General features: G+C 69.7%; 14 protein-coding genes. 3 read left to right on the top strand and 11 right to left on the bottom strand.

The genetic code is table 11. From position 1 onward, the window contains the following. Positions 1-43: 43 nt before the first annotated feature. Genes ENC19_RS25715 through ENC19_RS25735 form a run of 5 tightly spaced genes read right to left on the bottom strand, consistent with a single transcriptional unit; the run spans position 44 to position 5,052 of the window. The gene (locus tag ENC19_RS25715) at positions 44-925 is read right to left on the bottom strand and encodes a potassium-transporting ATPase subunit C (RefSeq protein ID WP_164449632.1); all 882 of its coding nucleotides are present in this window, start codon (positions 923-925) and stop codon (positions 44-46) included. After that, positions 925-3,141 carry a potassium-transporting ATPase subunit KdpB gene (gene kdpB, locus ENC19_RS25720; RefSeq protein ID WP_373688923.1) on the bottom strand — a complete coding sequence of 739 codons (2,217 nt, stop codon included), beginning with the start codon at positions 3,139-3,141 and terminating at the stop codon, positions 925-927. Before kdpB ends, ENC19_RS25715 begins: the two co-directional genes overlap by 1 nt. A 5-nt stretch (positions 3,142-3,146) precedes the next feature. Then, positions 3,147-4,802: a potassium-transporting ATPase subunit KdpA gene (gene kdpA / locus ENC19_RS25725; protein WP_164449633.1), complete on the bottom strand. Its 1,656-nt coding sequence runs from the start codon at positions 4,800-4,802 to the stop codon at positions 3,147-3,149. After that, the gene (kdpF, locus tag ENC19_RS25730) at positions 4,802-4,891 is read right to left on the bottom strand and encodes a K(+)-transporting ATPase subunit F (RefSeq protein WP_091080931.1); all 90 of its coding nucleotides are present in this window, start codon (positions 4,889-4,891) and stop codon (positions 4,802-4,804) included. The genes kdpA and kdpF overlap by 1 nt, the downstream gene beginning before the upstream one ends. Then, positions 4,888-5,052 (bottom strand): hypothetical protein, encoded by a 165-nt coding sequence (locus ENC19_RS25735; RefSeq protein ID WP_164449568.1) that lies wholly within the window; start codon positions 5,050-5,052, stop codon positions 4,888-4,890. Before ENC19_RS25735 ends, kdpF begins: the two co-directional genes overlap by 4 nt. 492 nt (positions 5,053-5,544) lie before the next feature. Between ENC19_RS25735 and ENC19_RS25740 the strand changes: the two genes are divergently transcribed. Continuing rightward, complete coding sequence (locus ENC19_RS25740; RefSeq protein ID WP_164449634.1) at positions 5,545-7,170, top strand: alpha/beta hydrolase-fold protein; 1,626 nt, start codon at positions 5,545-5,547, stop codon at positions 7,168-7,170. An 86-nt stretch (positions 7,171-7,256) separates the two neighbouring features. Here ENC19_RS25740 and ENC19_RS25745 read toward each other — a convergent pair whose 3' ends face one another. The 5 genes from ENC19_RS25745 to ENC19_RS25765 form a co-directional block, all read right to left on the bottom strand. Next, positions 7,257-8,534, bottom strand: a complete 1,278-nt coding sequence (locus tag ENC19_RS25745) for a CehA/McbA family metallohydrolase (RefSeq protein ID WP_166459121.1) — start codon at positions 8,532-8,534, stop codon at positions 7,257-7,259. A gap of 108 nt (positions 8,535-8,642) precedes the next feature. Beyond that, positions 8,643-8,912, bottom strand: a complete 270-nt coding sequence (locus ENC19_RS25750) for a hypothetical protein (RefSeq protein WP_164449569.1) — start codon at positions 8,910-8,912, stop codon at positions 8,643-8,645. 81 nt (positions 8,913-8,993) lie between these two features. After that, positions 8,994-10,811: a carbohydrate-binding domain-containing protein gene (locus tag ENC19_RS31595; protein ID WP_164449635.1), complete on the bottom strand. Its 1,818-nt coding sequence runs from the start codon at positions 10,809-10,811 to the stop codon at positions 8,994-8,996. 224 nt (positions 10,812-11,035) lie between these two features. After that, positions 11,036-11,407, bottom strand: a complete 372-nt coding sequence (locus tag ENC19_RS25760) for an ArsR/SmtB family transcription factor (protein ID WP_093411352.1) — start codon at positions 11,405-11,407, stop codon at positions 11,036-11,038. 49 nt (positions 11,408-11,456) lie between these two features. Further along, positions 11,457-12,467, bottom strand: a complete 1,011-nt coding sequence (locus ENC19_RS25765; RefSeq protein ID WP_164449636.1) for an NAD(P)-dependent alcohol dehydrogenase — start codon at positions 12,465-12,467, stop codon at positions 11,457-11,459. A 201-nt stretch (positions 12,468-12,668) separates the two neighbouring features. Here ENC19_RS25765 and ENC19_RS25770 point away from each other — a divergent pair, with 201 nt between their 5' ends. Then, the gene (locus tag ENC19_RS25770) at positions 12,669-13,853 is read left to right on the top strand and encodes a sensor histidine kinase (protein ID WP_164449637.1); all 1,185 of its coding nucleotides are present in this window, start codon (positions 12,669-12,671) and stop codon (positions 13,851-13,853) included. Next, positions 13,850-14,515, top strand: a complete 666-nt coding sequence (locus tag ENC19_RS25775; RefSeq protein WP_164449638.1) for a response regulator transcription factor — start codon at positions 13,850-13,852, stop codon at positions 14,513-14,515. Before ENC19_RS25770 ends, ENC19_RS25775 begins: the two co-directional genes overlap by 4 nt. A gap of 106 nt (positions 14,516-14,621) precedes the next feature. Here ENC19_RS25775 and ENC19_RS25780 read toward each other — a convergent pair whose 3' ends face one another. Next, positions 14,622-15,860 carry a cellulose binding domain-containing protein gene (locus tag ENC19_RS25780; protein WP_164449639.1) on the bottom strand — a complete coding sequence of 413 codons (1,239 nt, stop codon included), beginning with the start codon at positions 15,858-15,860 and terminating at the stop codon, positions 14,622-14,624. Between the last annotated feature and the right edge of the window lie 71 nt (positions 15,861-15,931).

Raw genomic sequence — 15,931 nt, forward strand, 5'->3', positions numbered from 1 at the left:
CTTGTCATCGCCATGTGTACCGCAAGGGGCCCTTTCGAACCGCTCAGCCGGCGGGAAACTCCCGGTCGAGCGCCAGGTTGAGTTCCAGCACGTCGACCCCGGGCTCACCCATGAAGCCGAGCGACCGACCGCTGGTGTGCTCCTCGACCAGACGACGCACCGCCATGGGGTCCGCGTCGCGTTCCCGTGCGACCCGGTTCACCTGTAGCTCGGCGTACGCCGGGGAGATGTGCGGGTCGAGGCCACTGCCGCTGGCGGTGACGGCGTCGGCGGGTACCGCGGGGTCGGCCGGTGCGTTTCCCCGGATCGGCGTGACCAGGCCGCCGGCGGCGAGGTAGTCCTCGCCGGGCCGGGCCAGTTCCACCGGTACGCCCTCGTAGCTGGTGATGAACGGCGTGGCCGGTGCGACCTGGTTGACGCTCACCACCCGGGTCACCGCCCCGGTCAGGCCGTCGGCGCGGAACACCGCGAGCACCGCGCCGACGCCGTCCACGGTGCAGTACGGTCGGCGGCCGTCCACGCCGTCGAGTTCACCGACCGCCTTGCTACGCGCGCAGACCTGGGTGAGCAGGCTCGGCGTCGACTCCTCCGGGTCAGCGGCGAGGGTGTCGACGACGCTCTCCGGGCCCAGGTTGCTGGCGGCGGTGGCGGTCGGGTCGTAGCCGTCCCCGGAGGCGGAGGGGCGGGACTGGAAGTAACGCGGGACCGGGTTGCCGTCCGCGTCGGTGAAGGACTGGCCGATCAGCGAACTGCCGACGGTCCGCCCGTCGACGGTCAGCAGTGATCCGTCCGCCTTGTCCGCCAGGCCGGGGATCCGACCCGCGGCTACCAGCGCGAGTGGGTAGGCGAGGCCGAGCAGCACGGTGAAGACGAGCAGCGCGCGTAGCGCCGCGAGGTGCTGGGCGAACCAGTTGGGTAGGCGCATCACGAGATCCCTGGGATGAACTGGAGAAGCAGGTCGATGAGTTTGATGCCGACGAACGGCACCACGATGCCGCCGAGGCCGTAGACCAGCAGGTTGCGGCCTAGCAGCTTCGACGCGGCGGCGGGTCGGTAACGCACCCCCCGCAGCGCGAGTGGGATCAACGCGACGATGATGATCGCGTTGAAGATGACCGCCGCGAGGATCGCCGACTCCGGACTGGCGAGTCGCATGATGTTGAGGGCGTCCAGACTGGGGTAGATGCCGGCGAACATTGCCGGGATGATCGCGAAGTACTTCGCGATGTCGTTGGAGATGCTGAACGTGGTCAGCGCACCCCGGGTGATCAGCAACTGTTTGCCGATCTCCACGATCTCGATCAGCTTGGTCGGGTCGGAGTCGAGGTCGACCATGTTGCCGGCCTCCTTGGCGGCCGACGTGCCGGTGTTCATGGCGACACCGACGTCGGCCTGGGCGAGCGCCGGGGCGTCGTTGGTGCCGTCACCGGTCATCGCGACGAGGCGGCCGCCCTCCTGCTCCTTGCGGATCAGGGCGAGCTTGTCCTCCGGGGTGGCCTCGGCGAGGAAGTCGTCGACCCCTGCCTCGTCGGCGATGACCTTGGCGGTGCGCGGGTTGTCACCGGTGATCATCACGGTCCGGATGCCCATCGCGCGCATCTCGTCGAACCGCTCCCGCATGCCGGCCTTGACGACGTCCTTGAGGTGTATGACACCCAGCGCGCGGGCCGGCTCGCCGCCGGCGTGCTCGGCGACGACAAGCGGGGTGCCGCCGAGGCCGCTGATCTCGTCCACGAGCTGCCCGACCTGCTCGGTCGGGTGACCGCCGTTCTCCCGTACCCACTTCATCACTGCGGTGGCCGCACCCTTGCGGATCCGGCGGGCCGGCCCGGCACCGCCGGTGACGTCCGGGGTCAGGTCGACGCCGCTCATTCGGGTCTGCGCGGTGAACGGCACGAAGGTCGCGTGCGGGATCAGGCCGGGCTCGCGCTCGCGCAACCTGAACTCGTTCTTGGCGAGCACCACGATCGACCGGCCCTCGGGGGTCTCGTCGGCCAGGCTGGACAACTGCGCCGCGTCGGCCACCCTTGCCACGTCGACCCCGTCCACCGCAACGAACTCGGCGGCCTGCCGGTTGCCCAGGGTGATGGTGCCGGTCTTGTCCAGCAGCAGCGTGTTCACGTCACCGGCGGCCTCGACAGCCCGGCCGCTCATCGCCAGGACGTTGCGCTGCACCAGGCGGTCCATGCCGGCGATGCCGATCGCGGACAGCAGCGCCCCGATGGTGGTCGGGATCAGGCAGACGAGCAGTGACACCAGCACGATCCCGCTGACGCCGGCGTCGGTGATCGCCTGGGTGTCCGGGGCTGCGCCCTGGTAGTTCTTCGAGAAGATCGCGAGCGGCTGGAGAGTGACCACGGCCAGCAGGAAGATGATCGTCAGCGCGGCGAGCAGGATGTTCAACGCGATCTCGTTCGGGGTCTTCTGCCGGTTCGCCCCCTCGACCAGGCTGATCATCCGGTCGATGAAGCTCTCGCCCGGCTTCTGCGTGATCATCACGACGATCCGGTCGGAGAGCACCTTCGTGCCGCCGGTGACCGCGCTGCGGTCACCACCGGACTCCCGGATCACCGGAGCCGACTCGCCGGTGATCGCCGACTCGTCGACGCTGGCGATGCCCTCGACAACGTCCCCGTCACCGGGGATGATCTCCCCGGCCTCGACCACGACGACGTCGCCCTGGCGCAGTTGCGGCGCGGGGACGCTCTCGGTGCGGTAGGTACCGGGGGCGGCGCCCGAGGTCCAACCCAAGGCGCGGGTGGCGACGGTGTCCGTCTTCGCCTTGCGCAGGGCGGCGGCCTGCGCCTTGCCCCGGCCCTCGGCCACGGCCTCGGCCAGGTTGGCGAAGAGTACGGTCAGCCACAGCCAGACAGTGATCGCCCAGGCGAAGACCGAGGGGTCGGTCACCGCAAGAACTGTGGTGAAGACGGCCCCGATCTCGACGATCAGCATCACCGGGTTGCGCCACAGGGTTCGCGGGTCGAGCTTGCGCAGCGCGTCCGGCAACGACGTGAGCAGTTGCTTCGGGTCGAGCAGGCCGCCGCCGACCCGGTTGCCGTGGACGGCCGGTGTGCCGGCGGTCGCCGCGTCGGCGGTGCCGTGCGGTGCCGGCGTGGAGGTGGTCATGTCCTTCTCTCTCATGATGGTCACAGGCCCTCAGCCAGGGGGCCGAGCGCGAGGGCGGGCAGGAAGGTCAGCGCGACGAGGATCACCGTGACGCCGACGACCATCCCGACGAAGAGCGGGCGGTGGGTGGGCAGGGTGCCCTCGGAGGCGGGGGTGGGTTGCTGGCGCGCGAGGGAGCCGGCCAGGGCGAGCACCAGGATGATCGGTAGGAACCGGCCGAGCAGCATGCACAACCCCAGCGCGGTGTTCCACCACGGCGTGCTCACGGTGATGCCGGCGAACGCGGAGCCGTTGTTGTTGCTCGCCGAGGTGAACGCGTAGAGCACCTCGGACAGTCCGTGCGGCCCGACGTTGAGCGCCGTCGAGTTGTTGCCGGTGGCGAACGCCGCCGCCGAGCCGATCAGCACCAGAGCAGGGGTGATCAGAAAGTACAGCGACGCGAGCTTGATCTCCCGCGAACCGATCTTCTTCCCGACGTACTCCGGCGTCCGGCCGACCATCAGGCCGGCGACGAACACGGTGATCAACGCCAGGATCAGCAGGCCGTACAGGCCGGCGCCGACACCACCGGGGGCGACCTCGCCAAGCATCATGTTGACCAGCGGCATCATGCCGCCCAGCGCGGTGTACGAGTCGTGAAACGAGTTCACCGCACCGGTGGAGGTGAGCGTGGTCGAGGCGGCGAAGGTCGCCGAGTTCGACACGTCGAACCGGACCTCCTTGCCTTCGAGGGCCGCGCCGACCGCCTGCGGCACCGTGCCGTTGCCGGCCAGCTCGAAGACGTTGGTCAGGGTGATGCTCGCGATCGCCAGGACGGCCATCACCGCGACGATCGCGTAGCCCTGCCGCACCTGGCCCACCATCCGGCCGAAGACCCGGGGCAGGCTGAACGGGATCAGCAGGATCAGGAAGATCTCCAGCCAGTTCGTCCAGGTGGTCGGGTTCTCGAACGGGTGGGAGCTGTTGGCGTTGTAGAAACCGCCACCGTTCGTACCCAGTTCCTTGATGACCTCCTGGCTGGCCACCGGCCCCCCGGTGATCGTCTGGGTACCGCCGGTCAGCGTGGTCACCTCGGTGCCGGCTGACAGGTTCTGCACCGCGCCGCCGATCATCAGGGCGAGGGCGCCGAGGACCGAGATCGGCAGCAGGATCCGCAACGTGATCCGGGTCAGGTCGACCCAGAAGTTGCCCAACTCGCCGGTGCGGCTACGGGCGAAGCCCCGGACCAGCGCGACGGCGACCGCGATGCCCACGGCGGCGGAGACGAAGTTCTGCACCGCCAGACCGGCCATCTGCACCAGGTGACCCATGGTCGACTCGCCCGAGTACCACTGCCAGTTCGTGTTGGTCACGAACGACACCGCCGTGTTCCAGGCGCCGTGGGAGACCACCGGGTCGAAGCCGAGTGAGAGCCACAGGTGGTTCTGCATCCGCATGAACCCGTACAGGAACAGGATCGACACGGCCGAGAAGGCCAGCACGCTGCGGGCGTACACGCCCCAGGCCTGCTCGGCGGCCGGGTTGACCCCGACCAGGCGGTAGACCCCTTGCTCGACGCGGGAATGCCGGGTGCCGGAGACCACCCGGTACAGGTAATCGCCGAACGGCTTGTGCACGGCGACCAGCGCCACCCCGAGCGAGAGGATGAACAGCACGCCGGCTGTCGTCATGGTCATCAGAAGCGCTCCGGAAACAGCAGGGCGACCACCAGGAACACGGCCAGGCCGATCGCAAGCACCAGACCGATGGCGTTGACGGCGCTCACAGCTTCTCCACGCCCCTCACCACCAAGGCGAGCGCCGCGAACAGCGCCACCGTCAACAGCACGAACACCACGTCAGACACGTCTGACTCCTCATTCCGGAACAGGTCCCGCGCGACCCCATCCGGCCGCGCCGCGCAATCACAACGCCGCTCGCCCCGCAACGACAGGGGCTATAACGCGACCATCACGGGGAACCGGCGTTTCTTAACGCCCTTTTCACGTCGCCGCCCGAGCGGGTGATCCCGGACACTGCGGGCACCGCTGGCCGCCACGGAGGCCGCGCCGACCCGCTGGCTGTCACGGAGATCGATCGCGGCTCAGGGCGATCGACGGTCAGCCGGATCGAGCGCGGCGACGGCGCTCGCCGCGCTCGCCCACGACCCGGTGCGCGCTGTGCGCAGGAGCGACAGCTCACGCAACACCGCCGCAACATCCTTGACACCCGAAGGTGAGCCCGGCCACACTATCGAAGCTAATTCGATTTAGCAGACCATCGGGCCGACATTGGCACGCACGGGCTGCCTGTGGGGGCTGACCGCGCCCCGCAGGACCTCGGTTGGAGGTGAGGCGGAACGTCCCCCTCGGTGGTCGATGTCCGGAAGAAGCCGTAGATCCCAATGAGGCCGCGCTAGACCATTGAGGAGTAGCCCCAGATGAGGAAACCCATCGGACGCCGGCTCAGCCGTGCGATCTCGTTACTCACGATCATGACGCTCGGTGTCGGTGCCAGCGCCACCATCTCCGCACCAGCCGCCGCCGGAGGAAAGCGCACGGTGGTGGAGGGTGCGACCGTCAAGCCGGATCGCGGCTCACCGACCGGATACACCGTCACGTTCGTCTACCACAATCCCAGCGCGACGCAGGTCCGCCTGGCCGGGGATCTGACTCTGCTCGACGTCGACACCGGCAACACCCGCTACCAGCCGGAGGAGTGGCAGCCGGGGCGGTACCACTCCGGCGGCACCGAGTTCCTCAGGGACATGACCAGGGATTCGAAGGGTTACTGGTCGGTCTCGCTGCCCCTGCACGCCGGCGGGATCAGCTACTGGTACCGGGTCTGGGACCCGACCCAGGGCTGGGAGAACAAGCGCATCTGGGACCCCGCCTCGACGAACCCTCGGCCTCCGGGTGAGTCCTCGTTCCGGGTCAGGAACAACGACGTCCTCGACGCCGTGTACGTGCCGTACGCCAGGAAGCAGAACGACCCGGTGCTGAAGGGGCGCGCCGAGTACGAACTCCCGATCGCGAACCGTAAGAAGCGGGGCACCGTCTCGTACATCCCCTACACCACGATCCTGGGCGACAGCGGCCACTACCTCGGCGTGTACCTGCCGGCCGGCTACGACGCCAACCGCGCCGAGCCGTACAAGGTGGCGTACCTCGCCCACGGCATCTTCGGTGACGAGACCGACTTCATGGTCCCGGCGAACGTCCCCAACATCCTGGACAACATGACGGCCAAGGGCGAGATCGAGCCCACTGTGGTGGTCACCATGGGCAACCACTTCACCGGCACCAGTCTCGGCTTCGGCTCCTACAACCAGACCAACGCCGCCAACAATCTGGTCCAGACGATCCTTCCGCTCATCGAGGAGAAGTACAACGTCTCGACCGAGCGGGAGGGCCGCGCCTACGCCGGGTTCTCCTACGGCGGCATGACGGGTGCCCATGTCATCAGGGGCTACCCGACCACGTTCGCCTACTACGGTCACTTCTCCGGTAACCCGTCCCTGTCCGCTCAGGACTACGACAACGTCGCCGCCGCAGTCGGCGAGGACGACCTCTTCGTGTTTCTCGGCAACGGTGTCTTCGAAGGCAACCTCAACGCGCAGAACGCCATCGCGGACAACTTCCGGGCTCGGGGATACGCCGCCCGGACGACCCAGGTCCCCGGCGCGCACGACGGAATGACGGCGAGCCAACTGTTCACGATCTTCGCCCGCGACCAGCTGTGGTCGGAAGTCGACACCGTGGGCACGGCGCGGACCGTGGTCAAGGCGAAGGCCACGCCAGCGTCGATCGCCAGTGGTGGCACCTTCAAGCTGCACGTCGACGTGCGGGCACAGACCCGGCACAGGAAGGCGCCGGAGGTGACCAGCGAGATCACCGTCACCTTCGGCGGCACCACCCAGGTGGTGCCACTGAGCGGCGGCAAGGCCGTGGTGAAGCTGCCGACCACCGGGCTGTCGGTAGGGGTGTACCCGGTCCACGTCGCCTACTCCGGTGACCGGAATTACGCGCCCGCAGCCGGGGTCCACCAGCAGCTACGGGTCCGGTAACGCGCAACGTGGTGGGCCGGCGACCTGCGTCGTCGGCCCACCACGGATGGTCGGTCCCGGGCTCCGTCGGGACGGGTCGGTCGCGCTCAGGGGCGCAACCACCAGGGGCTGGTGTACGCCACTCCGAAGTCGTTGCACGGGTGGCCGGCCGGCCCGGGCGTGCCGTTGGCCAGGGACGGATCGGAGATCCGGAGCACCACCCAGTCACCGTCGGCGGCGTCGAGCGGCACCGTGAAGTCGGTGACCCGACCGTTGACCGTGTCGATGACGTCGACGACGGTCGGCGCGGACGTACCGGGGCGCAGGACCTGGATCCGCAGCGGCTTACCGTCCCAGGCCGGGCCGCGGTCGAGGTCGAGCAGGAACCGTACGTCGCCGGACGTCACGTTCAGCACGCCACCCATGCGTACGCCGTTGGCCGTGGCGTCCACCCGCAGGCCGGAGACGCGGGTGGCGAAGGAACGGCGGGCCGCCATCGCCTCGAACACCGCGGCCCGGGTGTTCTCGGTGACCCACAGGCCGCTGCGGCCCTTGCCCTCGTGGAAGCCCCAGGTGGTGCCGTGCTCGTCGGTGACACCGGTGAGGCCCGGCCGCCAACCGGCGTTGAGGCAGGCCACCAGCGGCGACGTCATCCCGGACGACCAACCCTCGAACAGGTAGTCGTCGGTGCGGTTGAACATCTCCAACCCCACCAGTTGGTTGCGGGCCGAGGCGTTGAACGAGAAGTTGTCGAACCGGCCCGGCTCACGTCCGGGATGGTTGAAGCTGGCCAGCCCGCCCGGCCGGCCGATCAGCCAGCGGTAGAGGCTGCCGGTGCTGCCGGCCCGCCACAGGTCGGCGAAGTCGGAGGTGTTCCACACGTTGATGTGCCCCTGCAACGGATGGGACCACTCGAACCCGCGGATCGCGGTGAACTGGCCCGGGTCGTTGGCGGCGTTGGCGAGGTCACCGGTGGTCCGCCACTCGGACGAACTGAGCCCGTCGATGGCGAAGAGCGTGGCGTGGTCGGTCAGCGCGGCGACGTCGAGACCAGCCTCACGCATCGAGGCGAACGCGGCTTCAGGGCTGCCGTCGCCGTCCGACGCGACGGTGTGGTTGTGCAGGTCCGCGTGGACCAGCATCGTGCCCTGGGTGACCAGGGAGGTCCGGGCGGCACCGGCCGCAGCGGTGGTGGTCGGCGCGCTGGCCGTCGTCGTGCTGGCCGCCCGGGCCGCGGTCGGCAGCGCGGCCAGCATCAGCGCGCCGCCGGCACCGGCCAGCAGCGACCGCCGGCCGAGTGCCGGAGCGACGTTGACCTGACCGTACGGCACCTCGTCGGTGGATCGGTGGTCGTGGTGGCAGTGGTGGGAATGATGTCCACTCATGAGCAAACATGAACATGTCTCTACTTGACGATGCCACCAAGCTGGGTCGTCGTTCAGGCGAACACCTGCCGTACGGAGCTTCCGGGCCCTGACCGACGCCGGGGTCCGCTAACGGTCGGCCTTCGGCAGCCGCCTGGGCAGCCGGCCGAGTGCGGTGTCGATGTCGCGCAGTGCGCTATCGCTGCCCAGATGTTCCCGCTCCGAACCCAGTGGCGCGTGCTCCCCGCAGAACCACACCGCACCTGGTGGGTGCCCAACCCAGCCGGGTGGGGGGTTGACGGCGTCGGCGAAGTACACCGGAACGAAATCGTTGCGCGTGTCGCCGAGCGGTGGCCGAGCTGGTTCGAGATGGCAGACGTGACAGCGCGGGGGCAGCATGCGAGCAGTCTGGCAGCCCGTGGCCAGGGGAGCCCGGCACCAAGCGGTGCCGGGCTCCCCTGCTCGGGCGGTGGATACCGATCAGGATGCGGTGCAGCTCAGGGTCGGTACCGAGTTGCTGCCGTTCCAGCTGCCGAGGAACCCGAAGGTGGCGCTGGCCCCGGCGCCGAGCGATCCGTTGAAGGAGACGTTTGTCGCCGTCACCGCCGAGCCGCTGGCGCTGATCGTCGCGTTCCACACCTGGCTGATCGTCTGGCCGTTGGCAAAGGTCCAGGTCACCCGCCAACCGTTGATCGCGGAGGAGCCGGCGGTGACCCGCACCTCGCCCTGGAAGCCGCCCTGCCACTGGCCGGCGACGCTGTAGGTCGCCGTACAGCCGCCAGCGCTCGGCGGCGGGGTCGTCGGGTTCGGCGGCGGAGTGGTCGGGTTCGGCGGCGGGGTGGTGGGCGGCGGAGTGGTCGGCGGGGGCCAGCCCGGACCGCCGGGCGGCCAGCCGACCAGGCCGCCGCGGTACTGGCCGGCGGTGACGGTCATCAGCCTGGTGGCTCCCGCGATGCTGCCGCCGCTGGTGGCCATGCCGCCGATCGTCGCGCCGGAGAGGCTACCGCCCCGGTAGACCTCGTAGGTCTGCCCGTGCTGGATCCGGTTGGAGGAGAAGACCACCTCGCGGAAGTTCTTGGGAGCCCGGTAGGAGGCGAGCACCTGGCCACCGGAGACCAGGTGGAGCAGGGTGCCGGCCGGCTGGCTGCTGGACAGTTGGGGGGCAACCCAGCCCTGACCGGAGGTCGGCGGCAGGCTCAGCACCGCCATCGAGGTCGACCCGGCCCCGAGAACCGTGCCGCCGGTGAAGTACACGGGGCCGTTCGAGTCGATCGCACCCTCACCGGCGCTGCCGGTGCTCGGTCCGCTGACCACGACGGTGCCGGCCGCGAAGGTCACCGAGCCGTTGGAGTCGATGCCGTCGATGCTGGAGTTGACCACGGTGGTCCCGCCGGTGAACCGGACGAACGCGTTCGGCGCCACGTCGAAGTCGCCGTACCCGTCCTCGACCGCGTTTATCGCGTCGTCGCGGGCGGTCACGTTGACGCTGCCGCCGCTGATGGTGACCTGCCGACTCTCGATCGCCTCGTAGGAGTTGGTGACGGTCACGGTACCGCCGGAGATGGCGACGGTGTTCTCGCCCTTGATGGCGTCGTCACCGGCGTTCACCCGCACGGTGCCGTTCGTGATGGCGAGTCGGCCGCGGTCCGCCTCGGTGTCGTCGGACTTGATGCCGTCGCCGCCCGCGGTGACGTCGAGGTTGCCTCCGGTGACGTCGAGGAAGTCCTTACCCCGGATGCCGTCGTCGACCGCGTTCACCGTGATCGTGCCGGACTCGATGACCAGGCCGTCCTTGCTGGTGATGCCGTCGTACGCGTTGCCCCGCACGGTCAGCGCTCCGGTCCCGTTGATCCGCAGGTCGGCGGTGCTGAACAGGGCGGCGTTCGGCTCGTCCGTGCTCGGGTCCGGGTAGACGTAACGGGTCGCGTCGGAGAGCTGGTTGGTGGTGCCGGCGGCGAGTGTGATCACGACCTCGTCGGCGTCGGCGACCTGCAGCGGCGCGTTGTTGGAATTGCTGATCGTGGCGCCGTTGAGAATCAGATTCACGGCACCCGAGGCGGCGGTGTCGACGCTCAGATAGCCGTCGTTGAGGGTGCCGCTGATCTCGTAGGTGCCCGGCGCGGTGATCGTCACGGCCCGCCCGGCGATGGTGACGTCAGTGCTGGGACTGCTGGCGCTGGCGCCGGTTAGGGTGATGGGTACGGTCGCCTGCGCGGTGGCCGGTGTCCCCAGCGGGCCTGCGATCAATGCGATCGCGAGCCCGACGGGCACAGTGGCTCTCAGCGGGATGCGTTTCATGGCTCTGTCCTGACTCGGATGGATGGGACGGGATCCACGCTTCGCCAACTATAGATGAACGTCGATGAATTATCGGTGAATCGCCCACAATGTGGCCACCACATCCAATGTCGGCCGCGAACGCCGACGGACCGATGGCCACAAGAACGGCCATCGGCTCGGTGACGTCGTGCAGGCCAGGTGCCGGGTCGGCCGGCACGAGTGCCGGCCGTCGACGGTCCCGGTCAGCGGCTCTTCTTCGCCGCTCGCTTACGCGGTGGCGTCAACAGGTCGGCGATCGCGGCGATCGCGGACGGCACCAGACGGTAGTACGCCCAGACGCCACGCTTGTCCCGCTCGAGCAGACCGGCCTCGGTGAGGATCCGCAGGTGATGACTCACCGTCGGCTGGGAGAGTCCGAGCGGCGCGGTGAGGTCGCTGACGGATGCCTCCCCCGTCGGAGACGACTGGATCAGACTGAGCAGTCGCAACCGGGCTGGATCGGCGAATGCCTTCAGCACTCCCGCGAGCCGCTCGGCATCGGCAGGCTTGATCGGCTCGCCGGTAAGAGGCGAGATGGCGGGCGTCGTAGTCTTCGCAGTTCCCACGCCTTGCATCGTCGCAGCAACATCTCGGATAAGTGGTGAAACGAGGGCTGTATCACCGTCAGTTGTCGGGTAGAAGGCTCACGACCACCTTGGCGCGGGCATGCTCGGTCTCGACGTACCGGATCGCGTCGGGCACCTCGTCCAGCCGGTAGGTCCGGTCGATGACCGGCGTGAGCCTGCCCGACTCGGCCAGCTCCCGCAGCGTCGCGAGGTGCCCCCGGCCCCCCGCCGCGAACGGCGCGACGATGCGGTGCCGGACGAGACGGCCAACCAGCGGCCCCCGGACCAGCAGGCTCATCGGCCCGAAGACGCTGCCGCCGGTGAACACGCCGCCGCCGGACAGCAGCAGTGTCCCGTCCGGGGTGAGCACCCGTCGACAGTCGGTCAACGACCGGTTGCCGACCAGGTCGAGCAGCACCTCGTAGCGGCGGCCGGCACGGACCGCGTCGGTACGGGCGAAATCCTCCCTGGTGTAGTCGACGACATGATCCGCGCCGAGCGACCGGACCAGGTCGACGTTGCGGGTCCGGCACACCGCGGTCACCTGTGCGCCGTACGCCTTGGCCAACTGCACCGCGAAGGTGCCCACCCCGCCGGACGCCCCGTTGATCAGCACGTGCTGCCCAGCCTGAAGTCGAGCGCCGTCCTGTAGGCAGACCAGAGCGGTGGTGGCGGCCAGCGGGATCGCCGCCGCCTGCTCGAAGCTCAGGTTCGCCGGTTTCGCCTCGACCAGCTTCTCGGCCACGCACACGTACTCGGCGAACGCACCTCCGGCGGGGCCGGCCTCGCCGTACACCTCGTCGCCGGGCCGGAAGCGGGTCACCGTCCGGCCGACCGCCTCGACCCGGCCGGCGAAGTCCTGGCCCCGGACCGACGCGGTGGGCCGCCGGAGTCCGAACGACAGTCGGGACAGATACGGGTCGCCCCGCATCGCGTGCCAGTCGTACGCGTTGACCGAGCTTGCCCGTACCCGGACCAGCACCTCGTCGTCGCCGGGCGTCGGGACGTCCACCTCACGCAGCCGCAGCACGTCGGGGGAGCCGTACCGGTCCTGCACGATCGCCTTCATCTCGGGAACTCCTCGTCGAAAGATGTCGATTGCCGTACGACCGAGCCTGCCGGCCGCGACCGGTCGGCGCGTCGGCGCGACGGCGGCACCGCTGCTACTCCCCGCGCGGCAGCGGCAGGAGCGACCTACTCCGCCGGAGGTATGCCGGGTTGCTCCCGTCCGGGCTGCCGCAGGCGACTCCGATCGGCCTACAGTGCGGGCATGAGCCGGTCGAGCCCCGGTGCCGACGTGGCATCCCCCGACGAACGGCCGAAGTCGCGGCCCGGGCCGGGGCTGGCGGTGCTGACCGCGCTCGCGCAACCGGTCGGCACCGCGATCGTCGCCGGTTGGCAGCACGCCAGTGTCGGGTTCGTCGGGTACGTGCTGCTGGTGTTCAGTGGGCTGGCGCTTGCCGACCGGCACCGGTTCCCGAGGCGGAACTTCCTGATCGTGGTCGCCGCGACCCTGACGTACCACCTGCTCGGCGGGCCGGTCGGGGTGACGTTGCTGGCGCCGATGATCGGTGCGGCGGCGGTCATGGCCGTCGGACACCGGTGGCTGGTGGCGACGGCGACCGCCGGGTCGTACGCCGTCTGGGTGCTGGTCAGTGGTGCCACCCTGAGTCAGGCGTTGGCGGCACTGGCGCTGATCGCCGGTGCCGGCCTGGTCACCGAGATCGGCATCCTGGTCGCCGCCGAGGTCCGCAACGGCATAGCGGAGCAGCGCCGGCTGTCCGAGGAGCGGCAACGTCGCCGGGCCAGCGAGCAACGGCTGCTGATCGCCGCCGAACTGCACGACGTGCTCGGCCACCACCTGTCGCTGATCAACATGCGGGCGGGTGTCGGTCTGCACCTGATGGACCGCGACCCGGAGCAGGCGCGGGCGGCGCTCGACGCGATCGCACAGTCCAGCGCGGAGGCGCTGCGCGAGGTCCAGGCGGTGCTGAACACGCTCTACCCGGCCGGTGAGGCCGCTCCGCGCGCGCCCGCACCGGGGCTGGACCGGCTCGCCGAGCTGACCGAGGACGCCGCACTGCGGACCCGGACCGTGATCGACGGGACGAGCCGACAATTGCCGGCTGCGGTGGATCGGGCCGCGTACCGGATCGTGCAGGAGGCGCTCACCAACATCCGCCGGCACGCCGGGCCGGGTGCCGCCGCCACCGTCACCATCGGGTACCGACCGGAGGCGCTGGTCGTCGAGGTCGACGACGACGGTGGCGGCGCGCCGCCTCCGCAGCCGGGTCCTGTTCCACGGGCGGGGAACGGCATCACGGGGATGCGGGAGCGGGCCGCCGCGCTGGGCGGCGAACTGACCGCCGGCCCCGCGCCGGACGGCAGCGGCGGCTGGCGGGTCCGCGCCACCCTGCCGCTGGGCAGCGACGAGACACGGGAGGCGACCGCGTGATCCGGGTACTGCTCGTCGACGACCAGGTGCTGGTCCGGGCCGGCTTCCGCGCGCTGTTGGACAGCGAGTCGGACATCACCGTCGTCGGCGAGGCGGGCGACGGTGCGCAGGCGGTCCGGCTGGCCCGGCAGACCGTTCCCGACGTGGTCCTGATGGACATCCGGATGCCCGGTGTGGACGGGCTGGCCGCCACCCGGCAGATCACCGCCGACCCCGAGCTGTCCGGGGTGCGGATCGTCGTGCTCACCACGTTCGAGTTGGACGAGTACGTCGGTGAGGCGTTGCGCGCGGGTGCTGCCGGGTTCCTGGTGAAAAACACCCAGCCGGCCGAGCTGATCCAGGGGGTGCGGGTGGTGGCGGCCGGCGACGGGCTGCTGTCGCCGAGCGTGACCCGGCGGGTGATCGAACGGTTCGCCGCCGGCACCGCCACGCCGGCCGCGCCCCGGCGGTTGGCCGAGCTGACCGAGCGGGAACGGGAGGTGGTGGCCCTGGTCGGCACCGGGCTGTCCAACGACGAGATCGCCACCCGGCTGGTGGTCAGCCCGGCCACCGCCAAGACGCACGTGTCCCGGGCGATGGTCAAGCTCGGTGCCCGGGACCGCGCCCAGCTGGTGGTGTTCGCGTACGAGGCCGGTCTGGTCCGCCCCGGCTGGCTGCCCTGACCGGCGCGGTGGGGGGATGGTGCGCCGCGCGCACACCGAGGGCTGGCCCCTGGACGGGCCGACACGATATTCAGCCCGTCCAGGGATCTGTCTCGTCGGGCGTGGCTCAGCTGCCCATGCAGGTGACGGTGGCTCCGCTGCCGTTGCCGGTGCTCTGGAACCCGAAACCGGTGGTCTGACCTGGGGCCAGCCGTCCGTTGTAACTCTGGTTCGCGACGGTGACGGTGCCACTGGTGCCGGTGTTCACACCGTTCCACATCGAGCTGACCGACGCTCCGTTCGGCAGGTTGAGGGTGACCCGCCAGCCGGTGAGTGCGGTGTTTCCAGCCGTGACGCTGACGTTGGCGACGAAACCACTGTTCCACTGGTCCTGCACGGAGTAGACGGCGGTACAGGCGGGGGACCCGCTCGGCGGAGTGCTGGGTGGGGTGGTCGGCGGAGTCGTGGTGGGCGGGGTGGTCGGCGGAGTCGTGGGCGGCGGAGTGGTGGGCGGCGGGTCGCCGTCGAGGGTCAGGTTCTTCTGCTGGACACTCCACTGGCTTCGGCACAGGCCGCAGTTGGTGCCGACGAAGTTGGTGCCGGCGGTGGTGTCGCCCTTCAGTCGCCATTTGAGGTAGAGCACCGCCACCCGACCGAACTCGCCCCCGTTGGGCTGGTCATAGGTCCCACCGTGCCCGACGTTCAGGTTGCCCATGAAGGCGGGCAGTCCCGACGGCAACTTGCCCCCGTCGTCGATGGCGTTCGGGTACGCGATGTCACTGGGCCCGCCGATGAAGTACGCGATCGGCTTGGTCAGTCTCCGGAGCTGGTAGTCGTCGGCATCGTTCAACAGGCCGCTGCTGAAGATCCCGGTCGTGGTGACGCGGGGGTCGTTCGAGACGGCGTAGGCCTCCAGGCCCCCGCAGGAGAAGCCAGCGACCGCGATCTTGGAGGTGTCGAGCTTGCCGTAGTACTTGCTGCCCTGCCGGGAGTTCTCCGCGACGGCCCAGTCGATGGACTGGGTCAGCATCTGGGCGTTGGTGGAGCCGGATCCGTTCGGGGCGCCGTTGGCGATGGCGAGGAACCCGTGGGAGGCGATCTCGCGGAGGAAGTTGCCCTGCGACAGACCGTTGGCCGAGCAACCGCCGTTGCCCCAGACGAGGATGGGAAGGCGCTCGGCCGGCAGCGTCTGGGGCCGGAAGATGGTGTGATTGGCCAGGCTCGCCGAGGTCTCGTAGTCGGCGGGATATGGACCGGAACCACCCACCGCCGCACCGGCCGGTGACGCGCCGAGCGTCACGATCACGGCAGTGGCCGGGACGATCGCGGCCACCAGGGCCGCGTAGATCTTCGATCTCCTGCTCATGCACCCTCCAGCGAACTCGGGACGGCGCTCCCTGCGGTGGCGGTGGCGGTGGTTCATTCGCACCCCGACCA

Origin of the sequence: Verrucosispora sioxanthis (assembly GCF_010560025.1) — a bacterium.
Taxonomy (GTDB): Bacteria; Actinomycetota; Actinomycetes; order Mycobacteriales; family Micromonosporaceae; genus Micromonospora; species Micromonospora palythoicola.

Excerpts from the sequence above, each read along its gene's own strand:
- ENC19_RS25740 (WP_164449634.1), top strand. The coding sequence starts at position 5,545 with ATGAGGAAACCCATCGGACGCCGGCTCAGCCGTGCGATCTCGTTACTC.
- kdpB (WP_373688923.1), bottom strand. The coding sequence starts at position 3,141 with ATGAGAGAGAAGGACATGACCACCTCCACGCCGGCACCGCACGGCACC.
- ENC19_RS25780 (WP_164449639.1), bottom strand. The coding sequence starts at position 15,860 with ATGAGCAGGAGATCGAAGATCTACGCGGCCCTGGTGGCCGCGATCGTC.
- ENC19_RS25750 (WP_164449569.1), bottom strand. The coding sequence starts at position 8,912 with ATGCTGCCCCCGCGCTGTCACGTCTGCCATCTCGAACCAGCTCGGCCA.
- ENC19_RS31595 (WP_164449635.1), bottom strand. The coding sequence starts at position 10,811 with ATGAAACGCATCCCGCTGAGAGCCACTGTGCCCGTCGGGCTCGCGATC.
- ENC19_RS25715 (WP_164449632.1), bottom strand. The coding sequence starts at position 925 with ATGCGCCTACCCAACTGGTTCGCCCAGCACCTCGCGGCGCTACGCGCG.
- ENC19_RS25765 (WP_164449636.1), bottom strand. The coding sequence starts at position 12,467 with ATGAAGGCGATCGTGCAGGACCGGTACGGCTCCCCCGACGTGCTGCGG.
- ENC19_RS25745 (WP_166459121.1), bottom strand. The coding sequence starts at position 8,534 with ATGAGTGGACATCATTCCCACCACTGCCACCACGACCACCGATCCACC.
- ENC19_RS25770 (WP_164449637.1), top strand. The coding sequence starts at position 12,669 with ATGAGCCGGTCGAGCCCCGGTGCCGACGTGGCATCCCCCGACGAACGG.
- kdpA (WP_164449633.1), bottom strand. The coding sequence starts at position 4,802 with ATGACCATGACGACAGCCGGCGTGCTGTTCATCCTCTCGCTCGGGGTG.
- ENC19_RS25760 (WP_093411352.1), bottom strand. The coding sequence starts at position 11,407 with ATGCAAGGCGTGGGAACTGCGAAGACTACGACGCCCGCCATCTCGCCT.